This is a genomic window from Streptomyces sp. NPDC054786 (genome assembly GCF_053611685.1).
This window is the reverse complement of the sequence record NZ_JBSHAW010000008.1, coordinates 158,021-175,757: the sequence shown is the minus strand read 5'-3', so window position 1 is coordinate 175,757 and position 17,737 is coordinate 158,021. Positions and strand designations below refer to the sequence as shown.

The 17,737-nt window shown below is 64.4% G+C and carries 18 protein-coding genes and 2 pseudogenes; 15 read left to right on the top strand and 5 right to left on the bottom strand.

Annotation, left to right across the window (positions count from 1 at the left end; translation table 11 throughout):
* Positions 1–563 precede the first annotated feature (563 nt).
* On the top strand, positions 564–893 hold the full coding sequence (locus tag ACWGI6_RS09800) for a hypothetical protein (protein WP_453266988.1): 330 nt from the start codon (positions 564–566) through the stop codon (positions 891–893).
* A 542-nt stretch (positions 894–1,435) separates the two neighbouring features.
* On the opposite strand, the pseudogene ACWGI6_RS09795 reads toward ACWGI6_RS09800, so the two are convergent.
* Positions 1,436–1,911: pseudogene (locus ACWGI6_RS09795) on the bottom strand (ArsI/CadI family heavy metal resistance metalloenzyme).
* A 78-nt stretch (positions 1,912–1,989) separates the two neighbouring features.
* Between ACWGI6_RS09795 and ACWGI6_RS09790 the strand changes: the two are divergent.
* The 8 genes and pseudogenes from ACWGI6_RS09790 to ACWGI6_RS09755 all read left to right on the top strand — a co-directional run bounded on the left by ACWGI6_RS09790 (position 1,990) and on the right by ACWGI6_RS09755 (position 6,756).
* Positions 1,990–2,397, top strand: a complete 408-nt coding sequence (locus ACWGI6_RS09790; protein WP_453266987.1) for an ArsR/SmtB family transcription factor — start codon at positions 1,990–1,992, stop codon at positions 2,395–2,397.
* Positions 2,394–3,485: an ACR3 family arsenite efflux transporter gene (arsB, locus tag ACWGI6_RS09785; protein ID WP_453266986.1), complete on the top strand. Its 1,092-nt coding sequence runs from the start codon at positions 2,394–2,396 to the stop codon at positions 3,483–3,485. The genes ACWGI6_RS09790 and arsB overlap by 4 nt, the downstream gene beginning before the upstream one ends.
* Entirely contained in the window at positions 3,478–3,897 is a 420-nt protein-coding gene (locus ACWGI6_RS09780; protein WP_453266985.1) for an arsenate reductase ArsC, read from the top strand. The genes arsB and ACWGI6_RS09780 overlap by 8 nt, the downstream gene beginning before the upstream one ends.
* A gap of 219 nt (positions 3,898–4,116) precedes the next feature.
* A pseudogene (locus tag ACWGI6_RS09775) lies at positions 4,117–4,335 on the top strand (helix-turn-helix domain-containing protein); the annotation flags it as partial.
* Positions 4,336–4,461: 126 nt separating this feature from the next.
* On the top strand, positions 4,462–5,472 hold the full coding sequence (locus ACWGI6_RS09770) for an XRE family transcriptional regulator (RefSeq protein WP_453267008.1): 1,011 nt from the start codon (positions 4,462–4,464) through the stop codon (positions 5,470–5,472).
* A gap of 157 nt (positions 5,473–5,629) precedes the next feature.
* Positions 5,630–6,094: a DUF6415 family natural product biosynthesis protein gene (locus ACWGI6_RS09765; protein WP_453266984.1), complete on the top strand. Its 465-nt coding sequence runs from the start codon at positions 5,630–5,632 to the stop codon at positions 6,092–6,094.
* Positions 6,095–6,125: 31 nt separating this feature from the next.
* Entirely contained in the window at positions 6,126–6,323 is a 198-nt protein-coding gene (locus ACWGI6_RS09760) for a helix-turn-helix transcriptional regulator (RefSeq protein WP_453266983.1), read from the top strand.
* A gap of 61 nt (positions 6,324–6,384) precedes the next feature.
* Positions 6,385–6,756 (top strand): hypothetical protein, encoded by a 372-nt coding sequence (locus ACWGI6_RS09755; protein ID WP_453266982.1) that lies wholly within the window; start codon positions 6,385–6,387, stop codon positions 6,754–6,756.
* 596 nt (positions 6,757–7,352) lie between these two features.
* Here ACWGI6_RS09755 and ACWGI6_RS09750 read toward each other — a convergent pair.
* Positions 7,353–8,108, bottom strand: coding sequence for a GntR family transcriptional regulator (locus ACWGI6_RS09750; RefSeq protein WP_453266981.1), 756 nt, complete (start codon positions 8,106–8,108; stop codon positions 7,353–7,355).
* Positions 8,109–8,187: 79 nt separating this feature from the next.
* Here ACWGI6_RS09750 and ACWGI6_RS09745 point away from each other — a divergent pair, with 79 nt between their 5' ends.
* From ACWGI6_RS09745 to ACWGI6_RS09735, 3 genes are all read left to right on the top strand, one after another.
* Positions 8,188–8,466 (top strand): hypothetical protein, encoded by a 279-nt coding sequence (locus tag ACWGI6_RS09745; protein WP_453266980.1) that lies wholly within the window; start codon positions 8,188–8,190, stop codon positions 8,464–8,466.
* A gap of 585 nt (positions 8,467–9,051) precedes the next feature.
* Positions 9,052–9,792: a GntR family transcriptional regulator gene (locus tag ACWGI6_RS09740; protein WP_453267007.1), complete on the top strand. Its 741-nt coding sequence runs from the start codon at positions 9,052–9,054 to the stop codon at positions 9,790–9,792.
* On the top strand, positions 9,789–10,136 hold the full coding sequence (locus ACWGI6_RS09735; protein ID WP_453266979.1) for a hypothetical protein: 348 nt from the start codon (positions 9,789–9,791) through the stop codon (positions 10,134–10,136). Before ACWGI6_RS09740 ends, ACWGI6_RS09735 begins: the two co-directional genes overlap by 4 nt.
* A 118-nt stretch (positions 10,137–10,254) precedes the next feature.
* On the opposite strand, the gene ACWGI6_RS09730 is transcribed toward ACWGI6_RS09735, so the two are convergent.
* Together ACWGI6_RS09730 and ACWGI6_RS09725 are read right to left on the bottom strand one after the other, a co-directional pair.
* Positions 10,255–10,692, bottom strand: coding sequence for an HNH endonuclease (locus tag ACWGI6_RS09730; protein WP_453266978.1), 438 nt, complete (start codon positions 10,690–10,692; stop codon positions 10,255–10,257).
* Positions 10,693–12,189: 1,497 nt separating this feature from the next.
* Complete coding sequence (locus tag ACWGI6_RS09725) at positions 12,190–14,319, bottom strand: ATP-binding protein (RefSeq protein WP_453266977.1); 2,130 nt, start codon at positions 14,317–14,319, stop codon at positions 12,190–12,192.
* Between the two features lie 141 nt (positions 14,320–14,460).
* Here ACWGI6_RS09725 and ACWGI6_RS09720 point away from each other — a divergent pair, with 141 nt between their 5' ends.
* Positions 14,461–15,519 carry a DNA cytosine methyltransferase gene (locus tag ACWGI6_RS09720; RefSeq protein WP_453266976.1) on the top strand — a complete coding sequence of 353 codons (1,059 nt, stop codon included), beginning with the start codon at positions 14,461–14,463 and terminating at the stop codon, positions 15,517–15,519.
* A gap of 456 nt (positions 15,520–15,975) precedes the next feature.
* Here ACWGI6_RS09720 and ACWGI6_RS09715 read toward each other — a convergent pair whose 3' ends face one another.
* The gene (locus ACWGI6_RS09715; protein ID WP_453266975.1) at positions 15,976–16,443 is read right to left on the bottom strand and encodes an NUDIX hydrolase; all 468 of its coding nucleotides are present in this window, start codon (positions 16,441–16,443) and stop codon (positions 15,976–15,978) included.
* Between the two features lie 18 nt (positions 16,444–16,461).
* Here ACWGI6_RS09715 and ACWGI6_RS09710 point away from each other — a divergent pair, with 18 nt between their 5' ends.
* Positions 16,462–17,241 carry a GntR family transcriptional regulator gene (locus tag ACWGI6_RS09710; protein WP_453266974.1) on the top strand — a complete coding sequence of 260 codons (780 nt, stop codon included), beginning with the start codon at positions 16,462–16,464 and terminating at the stop codon, positions 17,239–17,241.
* A 139-nt stretch (positions 17,242–17,380) separates the two neighbouring features.
* Positions 17,381–17,737, top strand: a complete 357-nt coding sequence (locus ACWGI6_RS09705) for an SCO3933 family regulatory protein (protein ID WP_030988949.1) — start codon at positions 17,381–17,383, stop codon at positions 17,735–17,737.

The window sequence follows — 17,737 nt, the reverse complement described above, 5'->3', positions numbered from 1 at the left end:
TCACCTCAACACGCCCCTTCACCCTCAATAAAGGCACTGGCCCCTGCCCCGCTATGCACCCCCGACAAGTGACGTGGCTCACGCATGCCATCCCTGCCGTGCCCACGGCTCGACGTGTCCGGGTCGGCGGCGGGTCGGACGGGATGTTTGCGGGCGGTAGACGAGTCAGTCCGAATGCCTGCGGGCCGCTATCGCTCGCATCGCCCGCTTCGCGACACCGGTCCGAGGAAGCCCCGCGTCCGGTCAGTAATCAGTGATCACTGCTCACTGCTCGCGTCAGGACGTCTGGCCGGTGCCGGTGTGCTGGTGTCAGGGGGAGCTGTTGCACCCCTCGATGCGACCTTTGGGCGCGACGGTCGCTGAGCTCTGGTCAACAGGGCCGCGTGTGTCGGTCAGTTGGAGGTCGGACCCCCGGGCAGCGCCGCCACGATCAGTAACCGATGGTGCGCATTCCATCACTCCAATGGGGCGCATCGGATGGCGGTTCCGTCCACCCCATTCCTAGCCTGGGCTGGTGCGTTCGATTCGTAGAGAACGCACGAACCACTCAGAGAGGTCACAGCATGTCCCGCACCAAGCTCCTCGCCCTGGCCGCTGCACCCGCGTTGGCCGTCAGTCTGGCGTCCCCCGCACTGGCCGATGACGAAACCGGCCACCCCCGCGTCGTCACCGCAGAGAGCCCGGTCCGGTCCGTCGGGGCCAACCAGACCGAGACCGTCACTGTCACCTGCCCTAGGGGCACCTTTGCCGTCAGCGGTGGCTGGCTCGTGTCCTCCGCCAGCATCGACGTGACGGGCAACCGCGCGGTGAGCGACAGACGGTGGACGATTCGATTCGAAAATGAGGCGAACCAATCCGGCAGGGTGCAGGCTTTCGCCCGTTGCGCGGCCTGACGGCGAGCAGTCGCCAGGGCAGGCGGGTAGACCGAGCAGCGTGACCGCCTGAACGTCGCGACCGCTCTCCCTCCAGTCGAATGAGGGGGAAGTGGTGCGGACTCGGTGCGGGACGCCTGAACCGGCCCGGACAACAAACAAGGCCCAGGTCTCCGACCTGGGCCTCAACTATGGAGCGGGTGACGGGAATCGAACCCGCGCTCTGAGCTTGGGAATCAACGGGGCTTGGAGCAATGATCCGGCCCTGACCTGCAGACATGCTGCCTCGTGGCATCGTCCGATGGTGCCCCACGGTGCCCCTCGTGACCGCTGTTGACCGGTCTGAAGAGCACGGATGGGGCACGGACATTCGTGGCGCTTGTCGTGCAGTGCTCTGGACGCTGGTCGATGACGAAAGATGGCACCCAAAAGCCCGCCGTGCCGACAGGGTTGCGCATGCAAGGCCGGCGCAACGAGCCAGGGGACTCCGCATCGTCCTGCCGGGTCTTTCTCGTCCGGGGTGTCCCCTGGTCGCAGATTTTGCTGGGGGCAAGGGGCGGGCATCAGCTTCCGCAGCCGCAACCCGCGACAGAGTTCGCGTCGACCGGCTTGCTCGCGCAGCAGGCGTCACTGCCGGTTCCTGCGGACGGATCGGCGCTCTTGCCGAGTGTGTCGGCGTCGGCCTTGACCACGTAGACCTCCCAGGGCTCCTTGCCGGGCCGTGCACCCACACCTTGTCCTGGAGGGCGTAGCAGCAGGAGGTGTCGTTCTCCTCGAATGTGGCGAGGCCGGCGTCCTTGAGACGGGTCGTGGCGGCCGTCACCTGGTCCGTGGACTCGACCTCTACGCCGAGGTGGTCGAGGCGGGTGTCCTGTCCGGGCTCGCCCTCGATCAGTACGAGCTTGAGCGGCGGTTCCGTGAGGGCGAAGTTGGCGTAGCCGTCGCGTCGCTTGGCCGGTTCGGCGCCGAACAGCTTCGAGTAAAAGGTGATCGACGCTTCGAGGTCGCTGACGCGAAGGGCGAGCTGTGCGCGGGACATGGCGGTCTCCCATCGGCTTGCATTGATATCTTTCGATGCAAGCTTGCGCCTTGGATCGAAAAACGTCAACATAGAAGCATGTCGAAACAAGAGCTTGTGGTGCTCGGCCAGACCGATGAGGCAGGTGCGTGCTGCCCGGGACTGCTGACAGCTCCCCTCGACGAGGGGCAGGCCGAAGAGCTGGCGAAGGTGTTCAAGGCGCTGGGCGATCCGGTGCGGCTGCGCCTGTTGTCGATGATCGCCTCGCGCGCCGGAGGCGAGGTCTGCGTCTGCGACCTGACCCCTGCGTTCGACCTGTCACAGCCGACGATCTCGCACCACCTCAAGCTGCTCCGGCAGGCCCGCCTCATCGACTGTGAGCGGCGCGGCACATGGGTCTACTACTGGCTGCTGCCCGATATGACGGACCGCCTCGCGGGCATCCTGACGCGCCCCGCCGGCGAGCCCCTCCCTGCCCCGGCTGAAGCCGCTGGGGCTGCCTTGTGAGCGCCGTGCCCGAGCAGGCCGTCGCCGGCCGCCTGTCGTTCCTCGACCGGTACCTCGCCGTCTGGATCCTCGCCGCGATGGCTCTTGGCCTCGGCCTCGGCCACGTCGTACCCGGCCTCGGGGACGCCCTCGCCAAGGTCACCGTGACCGGCGTATCGCTGCCCATCGCGCTCGGCCTGTTGGTGATGATGTACCCGGTTCTCGCGAAGGTGCGCTACGACCGGCTCGACACCGTCACCCGCGACCGTCGGCTGCTGCTGCCCTCGCTGCTGCTGAACTGGATCGTCGGCCCGGCGCTCATGTTCGCGCTGGCGTGGCTGTTCCTGCCCGACCTGCCCGAGTACCGCACCGGCTTGATCATCGTGGGGCTGGCCCGCTGTATCGCCATGGTCATCATCTGGAACGACCTGGCCTGTGGCGATCGCGAGGCCGCCGCCGTCCTGGTCGCGCTGAACTCGGTGTTCCAGGTGATCGCGTTCTCGGCCCTCGGGTGGTTCTACCTCTCCGTGCTGCCCGGGTGGCTCGGCCTTGAGCGGTCCGGACTCGACGTATCCGTGTGGGAGATCGCCCGCAGCGTGCTGATCTTCCTCGGCATCCCGCTCGCCGCCGGGTACCTCACGCGCCGGATCGGCGAGAAGACCAAGGGCCGCGCTTGGTACGAGGCGAAGCTGATTCCGCGCATCGGCCCGTTCGCCCTGTACGGGCTGCTGTTCACGATCGTCATTCTCTTCGCGCTGCAAGGCGATGCGATCACCTCGCAACCGCTCGACGTCGCCCGGATCGCGCTCCCGCTGCTCGTGTACTTCGCCCTGATGTGGGCCGGCTCCATGGCACTCGGACGATCCGTCGGACTCACCTACTCCCGTGCGACGACGCTCGCATTCACCGCCGCCGGCAACAACTTCGAGCTGGCCATCGCGGTAGCCATCGCGACTTTCGGCGCAACCTCCGGACAGGCCCTCGCGGGCGTGGTCGGCCCGCTTATCGAAGTACCCGTGCTGATCGGCCTCGTCTACGTCGCACTGTACGCACGGTGCTTCTTCACCACCGCCCTACCGCTGCCCGAGGAAGGCCCCGCCCGTGTCTGACGCCGCCCTGCCCTCCGTGCTGTTCGTCTGCGTCCACAACGCCGGCCGCTCGCAGATGGCCGCCGCGTTCCTCACGCACCTCGCGGGCGACCGCGTCCAGGTGCGGTCCGCCGGGTCCGCCCCCGCCGACGCCGTGAACCCGGCCGTCATCGCGGCAATGGCCGAGGCCGGCATCGACGTCTCGGCCGAGGTGCCCAAGGTGCTCACCGTCGAGGCGGTGCAGGCGTCCGACGTCGTCATCACGATGGGCTGCGGCGACACCTGCCCCGTCTTCCCCGGAAAGCGGTACCTCGACTGGCAGTTGCCCGATCCCGCTGGGCAGGGCGTCGAGGCCGTGCGGCCGATCCGCGACGACATCGAGCGGCGGATTCGCGGACTGATCGACGAGATCGTCGCCGAGGGGCCGGTGTGAGCTTGCTGCCTCGTCGCCGGTGCCGAGCCGCCACTGCGCTGGGACAGTGCAACTAGCGCCTCTGCGGACGGGTCCCACGGCGACGCCCCGGTAGCGCGTGGCGTACGGGGTGCGACATCGACGCACCTTCCGTAGCAGCGGGACGTGGGCCAGCCGATAGTTGGCCTACTCTCGCTGCCCTGTCCTCTACAGATGGGTCCCTTGCACCAGTAACGTTGCGTGCTCACGCGATGCGGATACGGGACCTCGGGGGCGTGCCCAGTGGCGGGAAGTGACCTCACACTCGGTAAGACGATCGCCAAGGCGCGCAGGCGCAAAGGATGGCCGCAGCGGGACCTGGCTGCGATGATCGACCGGTCGGAGAGCTGGGTGTCTCAGGTCGAACGGGACGTCATCCCGGTCAACGGCCTGGATGCACTCCGTCAGATCTCCGATGTCTTAGACATTTCCCTGTCCGCCCTTCTCGCTGCCGCGCCGCCCGGGCCGACGCCGGTACCGACTCGGCGTCGGCCCGCCTCCGCTAGGGTTGATCGCAATCTTGGTCCAGAGGAGGGGGACGACCCCGTGCGACGCCGCGAACTTCTGGCCGCTGCGGCGGTGGTCTTCACCACCCCCCTGGCCAGTGCCTCTCCAGCCGAGGCCAGCACCCTCGCGCCCCTGGAAGATCACCTGCTCTACGGCACTGCCACCGTGCCGAAGCACGGAGAGGTGTCACCGGGCGGCGTCGCTGCCGAAGTGAAGGCGTCCCGAGAGGAATTCCGAGCCGCCCGCTACGACACGCTGGCCCGGAACCTGCCCGGCAGGATCGCGCAAGCTCAGGGCCTGGAACCGGCGGAGCTGTCGGCCACCGCCGTCGCCGACCTCTACAACATCGCCACTCGGCTGTGCATCAAGCTCGGCGAGGACGGGCTGGTGGCGATCACTGCGGACCGTGCGCTGACCTCTGCGCGGATCGGCGGCGATGCCCTCACGACCGCCGAGGCGCACCGGATGGTGTCCAGTGCGTGGCGCCGCCAAGGCCACCTCGCCCGCGCCACTGATATCGCCGTCAGGGCCGCGCAGGACGTGCGGGGGGATCGCAGCACTCCCGAGACCGCCCGGCTGTCCGCGAGTGTCTCGCTGCTGGCCACTGCCGCGTACACGGCGGCCAAGATGGGCGATCGGCCCACCGCGCACGGGCTGATCGGCGAGGCCGCCGAAGCCGCCGAAGTCGGCCGGACGAGCCCCGAGGCCCGCACGGACACCGGTACCCAGCAAGTGCTGCTGCACCAGCTTTCCGTCCACTACCTGCTCGGTGACGCCGGCCAGGCGATCGACCTGGCCAAGACCATCAACCCTGCGGCCCTGCCGACCGCCGAACGGCAGGGGCGCTTCTTCACTGACGTGGCCCGGTGCTTCGACCAGTGGGGCAAGCCCGAGCAGTGCTACCGGGCTCTGCTGGCGGCCGAACGGGCCGCACCACAGGAGATCCGGCGCGGGTCGGTCAAGAACCTGGCCAGCGGTCTGCTCCGGCATGACCGGACCCTCCCTGGCGTCCGGGCGTTCGCCGGCCGCGCGGGCGTGGCCGTCAACTGACCCACCCGCAAAGGGATTACTACCTCGCAACCTGGTTGCGGATCTGCCTGTTGCTCCGGCGGTTGACTCGTACTCAGCCGCCAGGGGCCGTGTAAGGCCGGCCTCTCCTCGCCCCTGGCGGCGGTGACGACCACCACCGTCTTCGAGGAGTTGCACCATGGATGCCACCCGTGCCGATCAGCAGCCGATGCCAGGTCAGTTGCGCCCGTCGGGCACCGACGGCATCGACCAGATCCAGGCGGACATCGCCGCAGCTCTGCGCTCCACCATCGTCCTTCCCCCGTACGACGAAGTCCTCCGGCTGATCGACACCCTCAAGGGCCACCTCGGCCCGCTGATCGAACAGGCCAAGGAGCACGTACAGGAGCACCGGCCGGGCGAGGTCGCCTGGTACCGGGAACACGCCCAGATCGACAACGCCCAGATCCAGCTGCGGTCCGGGCCAGGCGATGGGCTGGTGTCGGCCGCCCGTCGCCTTCAGTCGCTGGCCTTGCACCGCGCTAGCGAGCCCACAGGCCCTCAGCGGTCGAGCCAGTCATGGGACACGAGCGAGACGGTTTCGCGAGATCTGCCGGCCCTCGGGCCTGTGGCGGATCGCGATGCAGGCACGGCTGGCCGTTGACGCGACTCGATGTAAAGCTTACTTTCCATCCATGCGGAATGAGGTTCGCCGGCTGCGCGGCGCCCAGGGACTCTCCCAGCAAGCATTGGGTGCGGCACTAGGCGTTTCCCGGCAGACAGTGAACGCCATTGAGCAGGACCGCTACGACCCGTCGCTACCGCTGGCCATACGAATTGCCCGACACTTCGGGCTCACCGTTGAGGAGATCTTCCATGTCGAGGACGCATAGCACCTCTCGCGCGGCGTCCCGGTGGGCCGTCCTCGCGCTGACCGTGGCCGCGGGTGCAGTGATGGCGGTGATCATGGCGGTGCGTGGCGAGATCGCCATGGCCGTCGCATTGCCAGTGATCATCATCGGGTACGGATTGACCGTCAGCTTGTCCGCAGGGCACAGCGATGTCGCTGCGCAACTCAGCGGATACGAGGAGGATGAACGGCGCCGCATGGTCAATATGCGGGCTGGGGCGATGACCGGGAATGTGCTGATGCTCGCGCTCGTGTGCGGCACCTTCTACGAGTTGGTCCGCGGTGAACTCGGAGGCCCGTTCACGTGGCTGAGTGCAGTGGGCGGCATTACGTACGCTGCTTCCTCAGCGGTGTACATCCGGGCCGGGCACAAGTCGACCCCTGGTCAGGGTGAATGGATGAATCGGTCTTGCTGAGCTGTAGGGGGTGTCGGTTGTGCACCTTGCCGGAGAGCTCGGGGGCCTGCCTCGATGTCCTGCGGGGACAGTCGTCAGTGTGTTGGTCCGGCGCCTGTGCACTCTCACCGCTCCGGGGTAGGCGGCGGTAGAAGCTATCGGCCGCCAACCGCCTTTCAGCCCTGCAAATTTGCGACCCTACGCAAAAAGGTGGCGCAGATCACGAAAAACGGATCTTGCGAGGTGTGACACCCCTGGCCGCAGGGTCGGGAATTGGCGCGCCTCGCGCTGTCCGGGCCGGGCGATCGGGAGAGTTGGGGCACGTAGAGGGCAACGCCGCCCGGGCAAGAGGTCTAGACAATAAGCAACCCCCAGGTCACTGACCTGGGGGTTCGTTATGGAGCGGGTGACGGGAATCGAACCCGCGCTCTGAGCTTGGGAATCACTGGCGGTCTGCCGTAGTCATGGGCGCTGACCAGCTGAAACGGCTCTCCGGGGCACTGTTGCGAACCCTCGGATCGAACCACTTCTGACCGTGGTTCTCCGCCGCATCTGGTGCGCTTCCGGTGCGCTAGTCGTGCGGCCGTATCGGGCTGCGAGCGTCCGGCCCGGCACCGCTAACGACTGATGGGGATCTCGTAGACGATCTCGCAAAGCGCGGCGGGTACGACGATGTCCGCCGTCTCGACGGGCCGCCCTTGGTCGCTGTAGTACGTCCGCCGGATGTGCGTGACGAAGGCGCCCTTCTGGATGCCGAGGAGCGAGGCCTCCTCGGCATTCGCTTGCCGCGGCTCCGGCTGCTCCACAGCGTGGCTGACCGTGATGCCGATCTCGGCCATGCGGTTCACCACACCTGCCCCTGCGTGCGGCCCTCCCTCGGGGAGGACGACGACGGTGCCAGCGGTGAGGTCGTACGACTCCCAGCTCGTCGACAGCTGCACCGGCTTGCCGTCGGCGAGGAACTCGTACACGGTGCGGACGCACAGGTCGCCCTCGTCGATGCCGAGGCGTGCTGCGATCTCAGCCGGCGCCGGGAGCTTTGCCTCGGTCCGGCTTTCCCAATCCCCCAGCTTGCCCACGGCCGTCATGTCCGCGCGAAACGGGGAGCCGTCGGGCTGCTCGCGAGCCGAGGAACGGACCATGCGTACGCGCTGGCGAGGAGCGGCGACGTACGTGCCGGATCCGGCGCGGCCTTCCAGTGCTCCCTGTGAGATCAGTAGCTCTTGGGCTCGGCGAACCACGTTCTCGCCGACGCCGCACTCGTCGGCGATCTGGGCGCGCGACGGGAGCCGGTCTCCCGGCGTCCACTCCTGCTCCGCGATCCGGCGCCGGAGCTCGTCAGCGATGCGGAGATACGGCGGCTGCTCAGGCATATGGAAAATCTAGTCCACTAGCTCTAACCTAGTTAACTAGCTTTACTCCATGTGATCGTCGAGCGACGGAGACTGCCCTGTGCCTGCTTCGGAACCAAGCGCCGAAGACATCGCAGCCCGGTTGTCCGCCATCGGGCTCACCCCGCGCGTGGAGCAGCACGCCCGACTTACGTCGATCGAAACGGAGGTACCGGAATCGCTCTCCGCCGAGTCATGGCGGGAGGCCCTTGAAGCAGTCGCGGAGGCCGATCGATTCGGGCTCCTCGCCAACAGCTTGAACGGCCGCACCTTATGGGCCGCAGTGCACACAGCGGCCCCCGCGACGGGCGATGTCCGGGGGCCTGGCCATCAGCGATAGGAGCTGATCAGCGTGTTCAACCGTATCCGCCATACCGTCTCGCATACCGATGAGCGGTGCGTCCCGATGAGCTGGCGCCACCGATCGCCGGCGTCCGTCGGGCCGGCTGTCGCGCCTCGCGATCGCGTTGCGCACCACCGGTTCGCGCCGGCGGAGGCTCTCTGATGCCTCCCCACCAGCCGTTTCGCGTGACGCACACGAAGGCCGTTCCCTACCAGTCGAGTTCCTGCCTCATCGGTAGGCACGGTGAGTGCGCGCATTCCTCTCCCGCTACCGCACCGATCGGCATCCCCGTGTTCTACGAAGCGTGCAGTTGCTCCTGTCACTCGGTGGCTGACCGTGGCCGAACGGACGGCCCCCAGTGAGGGGCTGGGCACCGGGCGGTGGACCAGCCGGCTCCATCGAGGTCACCGCTGACAGCGTGCAGCGCGGCGACGTCATCCAGATCGGCGGTCACTCGTGTCGTGTCACCGACCTGCTCCAGCTTCCCGGCGGAGCGAAGCGTCTGTGCTTCGAGTCGGGCGAACTGCTCACCATGCACTCCCGGACTCGGCTCGTAGCCGTACGAACGCTGAGAAGGTGGTGATGCTGTCCGTGCCTACTCGCCGCCACGCCATCGCCGATGACATTCGGAACAAGATCTCGACCGGCCGGATCAAGGCCGGCGAATGTCTCCCTTCCGAGGCGCAGCTCGCTTCCCGCTACGCGGTCAGTACGGCGACGCTGCGCAGCGCCCTCTCGGTCCTCCAGGGTGAAGGGCTCGTCGAGAAGATCCACGGCAAGGGGAACTTCGTCCGCCACCCCCTCCGCAGAATCACGTACGTCGGCGGTGGTTGCACGTCCAGGACGGGTTCCTCGGCCGAGTCGGCGTTACGCGTCAGCGTCCGCACCACCAACCTCCAGGCACACGGTCAACTGACCGGCCTGCTGCGGGTGTCGGCCAGCAGCCCACTCACCGAATTCCTCTGCCTCAGCCACGAGGGGAAGTCGCCGCACAGTCTCGCTCGTATCTACGTCCCTCGCGACCTGTCGCCGACCGACGTTCCCGCCGAATCGCACTGCTGCAAGAGCCTCGAGGCGAAGCTGGCAGAGCTCCGCCCGCCACTGACCGAGGTCCGGGAACGAGTCAGCGCCCGTCCTCCAACAGCAGAAGAAGTGGCGACCCTTCGCATCAGCTCGGCAATGGCAGTGCTCGCGATCACCCGCGTGGCCTCCGACAGCACAGGACGCGTGGTCGAGGCCGCGCTCCTGGTACTTCCCGGCGACCGCGCCGACGCCTTCTTCACCACCCACCACATGACCGAGGAGAGGACAAGCAGAGGATGACGCCCCACAACGAGCTGCGGCTCCTCCCGTGGTCAGGACCCGAGGGCAACCCCTGCTATTTGAGTACCGAGGACAGCGGCGGCTACCTGTCCCGCCTGGCCGACAGCACCGAAGCGGCGCAGCTGGAAATGTCAGGCGAACTCCTGGAGCACGCGCTCGAAGTACTCGGCGACGGGGAGCCGGAGCCAAAAGAGGTCTGGCTTCTGGCAAAGGACATGACTGAAGCCCTGCGCGACGTGCGTCGTGTAGCGATCAGCCGCGGTCACCGCCTGCCGCCAACGGCTCCCTCCGCTTGCGAAGGAGGCGACGAGGGCCCTCAGCTGCCGGCGGCGGCCTTCGGATAGCAGCAACACATCGAACGGCAGGGTAACCCCATGCTCAATCTGGGGCTCCCTGCCGTTCGATTGGGCACCGTCAGCCGTGTCTCGTTGCTCCTCTTCAACTGACGCAATCTGACAGCCGCTAGGCTGGCGTACTGTTCCAGCGCTGGTGGGTGCTTGCGGCTATGTCGCGGAGGACCGCTTGGAGAGCTCGGCGGTTGGATCCACGCTCCTTCATGGCATGACAGTTAGGACACAGCGCGACCATCTGTATGGGATGGTCGCGGCCGCCTTCGGCAATGCGTTGTACGTGGTCCACTTCGAGAATGGGGCGTCCGTCGTCACTGAGGTCGTTCGGCTCGCCGCCGCAGGCCGGATTCTCACAGTGACCTTGGCAGCGCAGGAGCACGGCCTTGCGGGCTTCATCCAGGCGTATGGGGTCTCGGCGAGCGCTATCGCGACGCTTACCGTGAGTGGAGGTCTCGCTTCGTTCGACCCTGCGGACTAGACGCTGGTACTCGGAACTGGCCTCCGGTGAGATCGCCTTTGGTTTGGCTGGAGTGGCCAGATGCTTAGGCATCTGGCTGGAAATTGCGCGCCTCTCACACTGTTGATGTCGAATCCGTCCAGCGCTTGCCGGCTTGTTACATACGGGGCAGAGCCTGTGATTCTGCGCCGGAGGGCTCTCCACGACTTTCTTCGGAGTTGTAGCGCGAGTGGGAGAGTCAGGCCCCTTGACGGGCCGGGAAGGGTTTCGGGCAGCCGGGGCCTGCGTGCTGTTGCGTGGCGCGACGGGGGTGAGGGGAATAGGCCAGGCGGAAGGCGGGGTAGCGTCGGATTTCCGAGGCTTGGCGATCGGTATGGGGGCCGGTACGCTGCTGATCATCTTGCGTGTCACATAGACTTCTGAGCTGTGAAACGCTGGAGTGTGGTCCGGCGCCTGGTTGATGAGATGTTCTGTTTGACGCCGAGCCTGTCGGTACCATTTCTTTGCAGCGGAGGCTGAGGTGGCATAGATACTTTGATTCACTGTGCCGGAGGGCCATTGAACTGGTTTTCGGCATGTGACTCGTATTGTGCGCCGGTGCCAGCTCACGTCGATGTCTGCTATCAAGGAAATCTCTAGCCTCTGAGTGGACTTCCGCATGTGGTTGTAAATGCGGGAGCGTTCTTCATCGGCCATTTCCTTCCGGAAGGTGATGACCAGACTGGGACGACGATGGTCGACCAGATAAGCGGCGACCTCGTAAGGCTTTCTCTTGGCTGTGGCTAATATGATTCCTTTGTGGTCGTCAGTCCACTTGCTGTTGAAGTCACCTACGAACTCGAAGAAGTCGTCTACATCGATGTCAGTTGGTTTCATGGGCAGCGGCGAGACTTCCTGTCGTCAAGAGGGGCTGCTGCGTGAGGGCGCTGATGTTGAGATGGCAGGCGAGTGGATCACCGTTAACTTGGAGTAGGCCGCGTCCGCCAGGACTCGTCGCGCCAAGTAGATAGCTGCATGAACCGGCTATTGCGGCCGAGTTTCGACTACCAGACACGGGTCCGAGCACTGGCGCGGTTATGTGAAGACAGTTTTCGACAGTAGTCCGATACCGTGAAGCCTGGCGCACATATTCCCTCAATGCGAACCAATGGCGGTGCGGTCGCCGACTTGCGTTCGGCTGGTCATAGGTGGCCCTGCGGCCGGCCACGGGCGACCGAGGTTGAACTCCGCTGTTGTGCAGCGCGGCAGGCTGACCACCGTTTTGCAAGTTCGATCGCCCCTAGGTTGCGTCTGAACTCGTCCACGAATCCCGCTCCATCTCGGTCTGTCCAACGCCGCAACTGTCTGTCGACGTTGATGTCACCGGTGGATGTCAAACACACTCCGTACTCCCCGGACCGAACCACTGCGGCTGCGGCACTCGTTGGTTCTAGGTCGGCCGCAGTTAGTTCGTGTCCGCTCGTTGCACGCTTCATGGAGTACAGAGCCACGGAGGCTCGCTGGTCGGAAAGCTTGAGATCAAGTAGCGAGGCATCCGGCTACCTGTATTCACGAGCACAACGACGCAGCAACGCTTGCCGCCCCGCAACCCTACCTAAGCTCCTCCGGTCCAGCCCCACTTGGGGCTGAGACCTCCCCCGTGTGCCTAATATCGTCGACCTTCGCGAGGAAGTCGCGATGAGCCCTAAGCGTGTCGTCCAACAGCTCATGCCATCCGCGGATCGCAATCCTGCTGTCTCCCTCCATGGAGGAACGAGAAACGCTACTCAGCTTATCTGTGTGATCGACGATAAACGTGAGTTTGCGTAGCGGGAACTGCTGGCCCAGGGTTGGGTTTTCGTTCAAGAAGGTGTCGAGGTCGGACAGATAGTCTACCGCCGTAAGGTACTCAGGATCTGTGAGGTGGTAGTCCATCCTCTTGATCTCGACGATCCAGAGTGTTCCGGTCTCATGGAGTAATACGAAATCAGGCTCCTTACGCTGACGATTGATTGCTGTCGTGACGAGCGCCACGCCTTCCTTCTTGAAATACCACGCTTCGAAGGACTTGCGGACCCGCTCCAGTGACTCGTTCATTCCCAGAGGCGTCCACTCGGGAGCAAGAAGCCAGGGAGCCTGTTCGATCAGCTCCTGGAGGGGATGTTCAAGAGAATTACCGTCCCTGATCAGGGACGAGAGGGTATCAACGACTCGCACTCGTTCGGCAGCCACTTGGCCGAGCGAATACATCTCTGAGATGCGGGCCTTTTGAAACAGGCCGATCACGATGTCAAAGGGATCCTTTGAAGCTGCCGATACATCTCTGAGAGCGTCAAGAAGGGACTTGTGCGGAGCAATTGTCTTGGCCAGCGTGACAATCTTCCGTACATGGTCTGGGTCCGAAATTGACTCGCGGTCCTTGTCCGAGACGAGAAGTCGCGCCGCCTCTGTGACAGAATCCTGGAATTCCTTGTCGCCCGGAGCCTCTTCCGCTAGCTCTTCTTGCAGCCCCGATACTTCTTGGAAATCATTCCAAGTTTGCTCGGTCAGTGCGGATTTGCCCCGCTTGGCGAGCTCTCTGATTACCCCTTGCCCCCATTTCCGAAGGGCATCTCCATATTCGGAACTCCAGATGATGTCCTGTCTGTCGGAGCGAACGAGATCCTCGCCCTGGTCCAACCACTCTGCGTGAATCTCGCCCACAAGATAGGACCGAATGCTGTACTCGCCGTGAAAGCCTGAGGCGATTCCGAAGTCCCGGGTCTGTGAAACAATTTTCCCGCGAGAGAAGATGCGCACCCCAGCCATTGCCTCATCTTTGTATGGCTTTCTGGTGTACGCGAGCCACCCAGTAATCGGAAGGCATTCCCCGGATTCGGTTTTCACCGCATAGTTATCGAGACTCATGCGCGTATTCTCTAGAATATCGATCTTCAGGTCGCCAAGATGAAAGCTCTCCGGGAACAGAGTTTGCTCCGTGTTGGCGATCTCGACATCCCAGTCAGCTCGCTTGATTCCGAAGCGAGCAGAAAGCTGGCGGTGAAGCTCATCCCCCGTCGGGACTTTCTTTCGACGAAAGTCCCGTAACTTAACGGTGGTCCCTTTTTGCTTGGACCAGAGGCCATTCATCGAGCCGGGGACTGGATGATAGTCCTTGTCCGTGTCATCGAGTATTTCGTTGAGGGAGAGGACCAGATGGGCCACCTTGTAGCCATTATCGGTCTCTACTCCGCCAGCGGTGATTACTTCTACTGTTTCGCAAATACCGAAGGGGGCCAGCTTGCCGATTCCTTTGCGCCCCATGACGGGACGATCCTTGTCGCGTGAGGAATCCTTGCCGAACCTTTTTCGCCTGTCGGACCCAACGGTTAGGTAGTGGCTATTAACTTCAGCGGCTGTCATTCCGTGGCCATCGTCCGAGATTGAAATCTCGTAGGGCGTAGCGGGCGGCTTCCCGTCCCTCTCCGCAAGGAACTTCCCCCACGGTAGCCGGACCTTTACTTTTTCGGCGTCCGCATCATATGCGTTCGCGATGACCTCGGCGAGGACTGCTGAAACGCGGTCGTACATTTTGATGCCAAGCTTGTCGACCGTGAGTCGACTGATGCTCATAACATATGGTTTGCCCTGATCCGAGCCTGTGTCTCGATCGTGCTCTCCTGTTGCCTGGGCTGGCACATCGAACAAGTGCTCGCCTTCGCCTCCGGACGTGTGCCCTTCGGTGCGCCGCTCGTCCATCATGGCCCCTTCCCCCTAGTCGTACCGCTCTCCGGGCAACCACCATTGATGCACATCAGGGTTGCCGACCTCAGTCTGATGCACGATCAGGAGGGGCGCTAGGCCGTCTAGTTCTTTACCCCGTGGCGGGTTAAGATCGCGGTCATGTCTAGCTACAGTGCCGTCGACCTCTTCGCTGGGGCCGGAGGTGCTACGCGGGGCCTTCGGGATGCCGGCTTCCGCGTACTCGCGGCCGTTGAGAACGATATTGAAGCTGCGGAAACCTACCGCGCAAATCACCCCAGAGTCTTCCTCTTCAGTGAAGATATTCGAAACGTCACGCCTGAGAGGATGATGCAGGCAGTGAATTTGAAACAGGGAGACCTCGATCTCCTGAAGGCGTGCCCTCCGTGTCAGGGGTACTCAACTCTCGCAAAAGGTGAGATCGACGAGAGTAGAAATGATTTGGTCCTAGATGTGGCCAGATTCGTAGAAAGCCTTCTACCGAAATTGGTCTTGCTGGAAAATGTCCCCGGCCTCCAGAGGGATCGCCGAATGGGTGATTTGCTGGACAGGCTAGCCAAGGTGGGCTACAAGTTTTCATCCTCCGTCACTGACGCCACTTTATTCGGAGTGCCGCAAAAGCGAAAAAGGTTCATTCTTTTTGGTGTGCGCGGGGACGGGATAGCAGAATTTACAAGCCTCCTCGAATTGCTGCCGCCGCGCTTCGGAAGCGTCAATAAAACCGCAGGTAAGGCGCTTGAAAGGCTGGCTCGCTATCGACGGACCTGGGATCCATTGGATGTCTACAGGAAAAGCACGCCCGAAGTAATTGGGCGGCTCGCTTCGATTCCCATCGGAGGGAATAGGTTCGATCTCCCCGAAGAGCATCAGCTTGCTTGTCATAAAAAGCTATCGAATCGCTCTGCGGCATCTTCATACGGCCGAGTTAAGCTGAATGAGCCAGCGCCAACAATGACGACGAGATGCACCACTCCCGCCTGCGGGACATTCGTGCATCCAACTGAGAATCGCGGTCTCACGCTGCGTGAGGCGGCTGCATTTCAAACTTTCCCCGTCCGGTATAAATTCCTAGGGAATTACGGGTCAATCGAGCGGCAGATCGGTAACGCGGTCCCTGTCCGTATGGCCAAAGGTCTCGGCCTCATCGCGACATCGCTACTTCACTCGTTCACCGGTGCTAGTGAATCGAAACCGACCTGAGGACGGCTGCGCGGCTTTGGCCGGTGGCCTGCCCGGTTTGGGGTCGAGCATGATCAGGGGGCCGTACGCTTGCCGGCAACTCGGGCAGGCTTGTGAGCTGCCCGGAATTTGAACGAGTGGCCCCCTGGTCTTGCTCGACGCGGGGCCCGAACCGGGGAGGTGGGTAAAGCCGTGGAGCCGACCGCCCCCACCCCCGGCCTGGTCTTTCGCCCCTTGTGGGCGCGGGCGTCGACGCCGCGCGGCCCCGGCGGCGAAGACGAGGAGGGAGCCGTGCGGCGGCGACGGCCGGCGCCGCCGCGCTGTGCGCGGCACCTCTGATCTGTGATCTGACTGCTTGCAGTTTCAGGAGGCCGGGAACGTCAGCGCTCCTGCGCCAACGTGTGGTGTGCTCCTGAAGTGCCCCTACCTCGGGGCCGGGTAGCGAGCGGAGCGAGCCTTGATGAAGTAGGGAAAGTTTTATCGCGTCGGCGTCAGCCGCTTGCCGTCGTGGCTTCGTACGTGAGGGCCCGCTCCGTCCAGGGCGTCCAGGAGCCGGATCGAGTAGACCTCGGACATGGACTCCGCCACCTCCTCGGGCGTGAACCAGGTGACCGCCGTCGACTCGCCGGAGGTCCGCTCCTCACCTCCGACCGGCTTGCAGCGGAAGACCAGGGCGACGATGCCTCGGGTCGTGTTCTTGTAGACCCCGGTGAGCTCGTCCACCTCGACGTGGATGCCCGTCTCTTCCCAGACCTCGCGTCGTACGCCGGCCTCCGGGGCCTCGTCGAGTTCGAGCACGCCACCTGGGAGTTCCCAAGCGCCGTTGTCGGCCCGCCGGATTGTCAGGAGCTTGCCGTCCTCGCGGACCACGACTCCGGCCACGGACACGGAGTGCAGTGGCGTTGACTGGGCTTCGGCGGCGCTGTTACTCATGTACAGGAGCATAGGAGGATGCGAAGAGCTATGGGAACCGCGGTAGGAGGGGGTAAGGCCGTACCTCGATACGTGCAGATCGCTGACGACCTCGTGCAGCAGATCAGGGCCGGGGTCCTCAAGCCCGGCGAGATGGTGCCGAGTGAATCCGAGCTGGTCGAGCGCTACGGCGTCGCGGGCGGCACGATCCGCAAGGCGATGGTGGAGGTCCGTGCGAGCGGCCTGGTGGAGACCCGCCATGGCAAGGGCTCGATCGTGAAGGACCGACCGCCCGTGCGGCACCGCTCCTCCGACCGCTTCCGACGCTCGCACCGGCAGGGCGGCAAGGCCGCGTATCTGGCGGAGTCGGCGCAGTCGGGAGCCACGGCCAAGGTCAGTGTTCTGTACATCGGGCCCATGGAGGTACCGGAGGACGTGGCCGAACGCCTCGGAGTCGAGCCCGGCGCTCAGGTTCTCGCCCGCCGGCGGCTCTACTTCCGTAACGGCACTCCGGTCGAGACGGCCAGCTCGTACCTGCCCTGGGATGTCGTGAAGGACATCCCCGAACTCTTTGCCGAGAATCCCGGCGGTGGCGGCATTTACGCCCGACTCGAAGACCACGGGCATGAGTTCGCTGAGTTCGTCGAGACGTTGCAGGCTCGGCCGGCCTCCAAGGCTGAAGCGTCCGAGTTGGCGCTCAGCCCTGGTGCCCCCGTCGTGCATCTCGTCCGTGAGGCGCTGACGACGGAGGGCCGCGTGGTGGAGGTCTGCGACACACTCATGGCCGCTGACCAGTTCGTTTTCAGCTACCGCATCCCCGCTACGGACTGACTCCCGCTCAACTCTCCTCAGCCCGCCCCGACTTCTTCGTCGAGGCGGGTTGACTCATGTACAGGAGTCGGGCACTCTTCTTCATGTCACTCATGTACATGAGTGACGGAGTTCAGCATCTATAGAGGAGTGATCCATAGTGCGCCAGATCCCCGTCGACACCTCCGCCGCGACCGTGATGGTCGCGAAGCAGCCGCAGATCAAGGTCAAGGACCGCCGTACCGGTGAGGTCGCCCTCGACGTCGAGACCGGGGCGAAGCTGATGACCGTGGACGTGATGTTCGCCGCCAACGACGCGGTGGAGATCCTGTCCGTCACCGTCCCCGAGAGCGGGGTCTCCGGTGAGCTGGGCATGGGCACCCCGGTGGCGCTGACCGGCCTGATCGCCCGGCCGTGGGAGAACGAGTTCAACGGGCAGAAGCGGCACGGCATCGCGTTCCGCGCCGTGGCGGTCACCTCGCTCGCCGCCGGTGGCTCGCAGGCTGAGGCGGCCTGA

What these genes read in the sequence shown, in the direction of transcription:
- ACWGI6_RS09735 (WP_453266979.1), top strand. Translation starts at nt 9,789, where the DNA reads ATGACGCCCCACAACGAGCTGCGGCTCCTCCCGTGGTCAGGACCCGAG.
- ACWGI6_RS09755 (WP_453266982.1), top strand. Translation starts at nt 6,385, where the DNA reads ATGGCGGTGATCATGGCGGTGCGTGGCGAGATCGCCATGGCCGTCGCA.
- ACWGI6_RS09715 (WP_453266975.1), bottom strand. Translation starts at nt 16,443, where the DNA reads ATGCTCCTGTACATGAGTAACAGCGCCGCCGAAGCCCAGTCAACGCCA.
- ACWGI6_RS09765 (WP_453266984.1), top strand. Translation starts at nt 5,630, where the DNA reads ATGGATGCCACCCGTGCCGATCAGCAGCCGATGCCAGGTCAGTTGCGC.
- ACWGI6_RS09740 (WP_453267007.1), top strand. Translation starts at nt 9,052, where the DNA reads ATGCTGTCCGTGCCTACTCGCCGCCACGCCATCGCCGATGACATTCGG.
- ACWGI6_RS09725 (WP_453266977.1), bottom strand. Translation starts at nt 14,319, where the DNA reads ATGATGGACGAGCGGCGCACCGAAGGGCACACGTCCGGAGGCGAAGGC.
- ACWGI6_RS09710 (WP_453266974.1), top strand. Translation starts at nt 16,462, where the DNA reads ATGGGAACCGCGGTAGGAGGGGGTAAGGCCGTACCTCGATACGTGCAG.
- ACWGI6_RS09760 (WP_453266983.1), top strand. Translation starts at nt 6,126, where the DNA reads ATGCGGAATGAGGTTCGCCGGCTGCGCGGCGCCCAGGGACTCTCCCAG.
- ACWGI6_RS09790 (WP_453266987.1), top strand. Translation starts at nt 1,990, where the DNA reads ATGTCGAAACAAGAGCTTGTGGTGCTCGGCCAGACCGATGAGGCAGGT.
- ACWGI6_RS09730 (WP_453266978.1), bottom strand. Translation starts at nt 10,692, where the DNA reads ATGCCTAAGCATCTGGCCACTCCAGCCAAACCAAAGGCGATCTCACCG.
- ACWGI6_RS09800 (WP_453266988.1), top strand. Translation starts at nt 564, where the DNA reads ATGTCCCGCACCAAGCTCCTCGCCCTGGCCGCTGCACCCGCGTTGGCC.
- ACWGI6_RS09750 (WP_453266981.1), bottom strand. Translation starts at nt 8,108, where the DNA reads ATGCCTGAGCAGCCGCCGTATCTCCGCATCGCTGACGAGCTCCGGCGC.
- ACWGI6_RS09720 (WP_453266976.1), top strand. Translation starts at nt 14,461, where the DNA reads ATGTCTAGCTACAGTGCCGTCGACCTCTTCGCTGGGGCCGGAGGTGCT.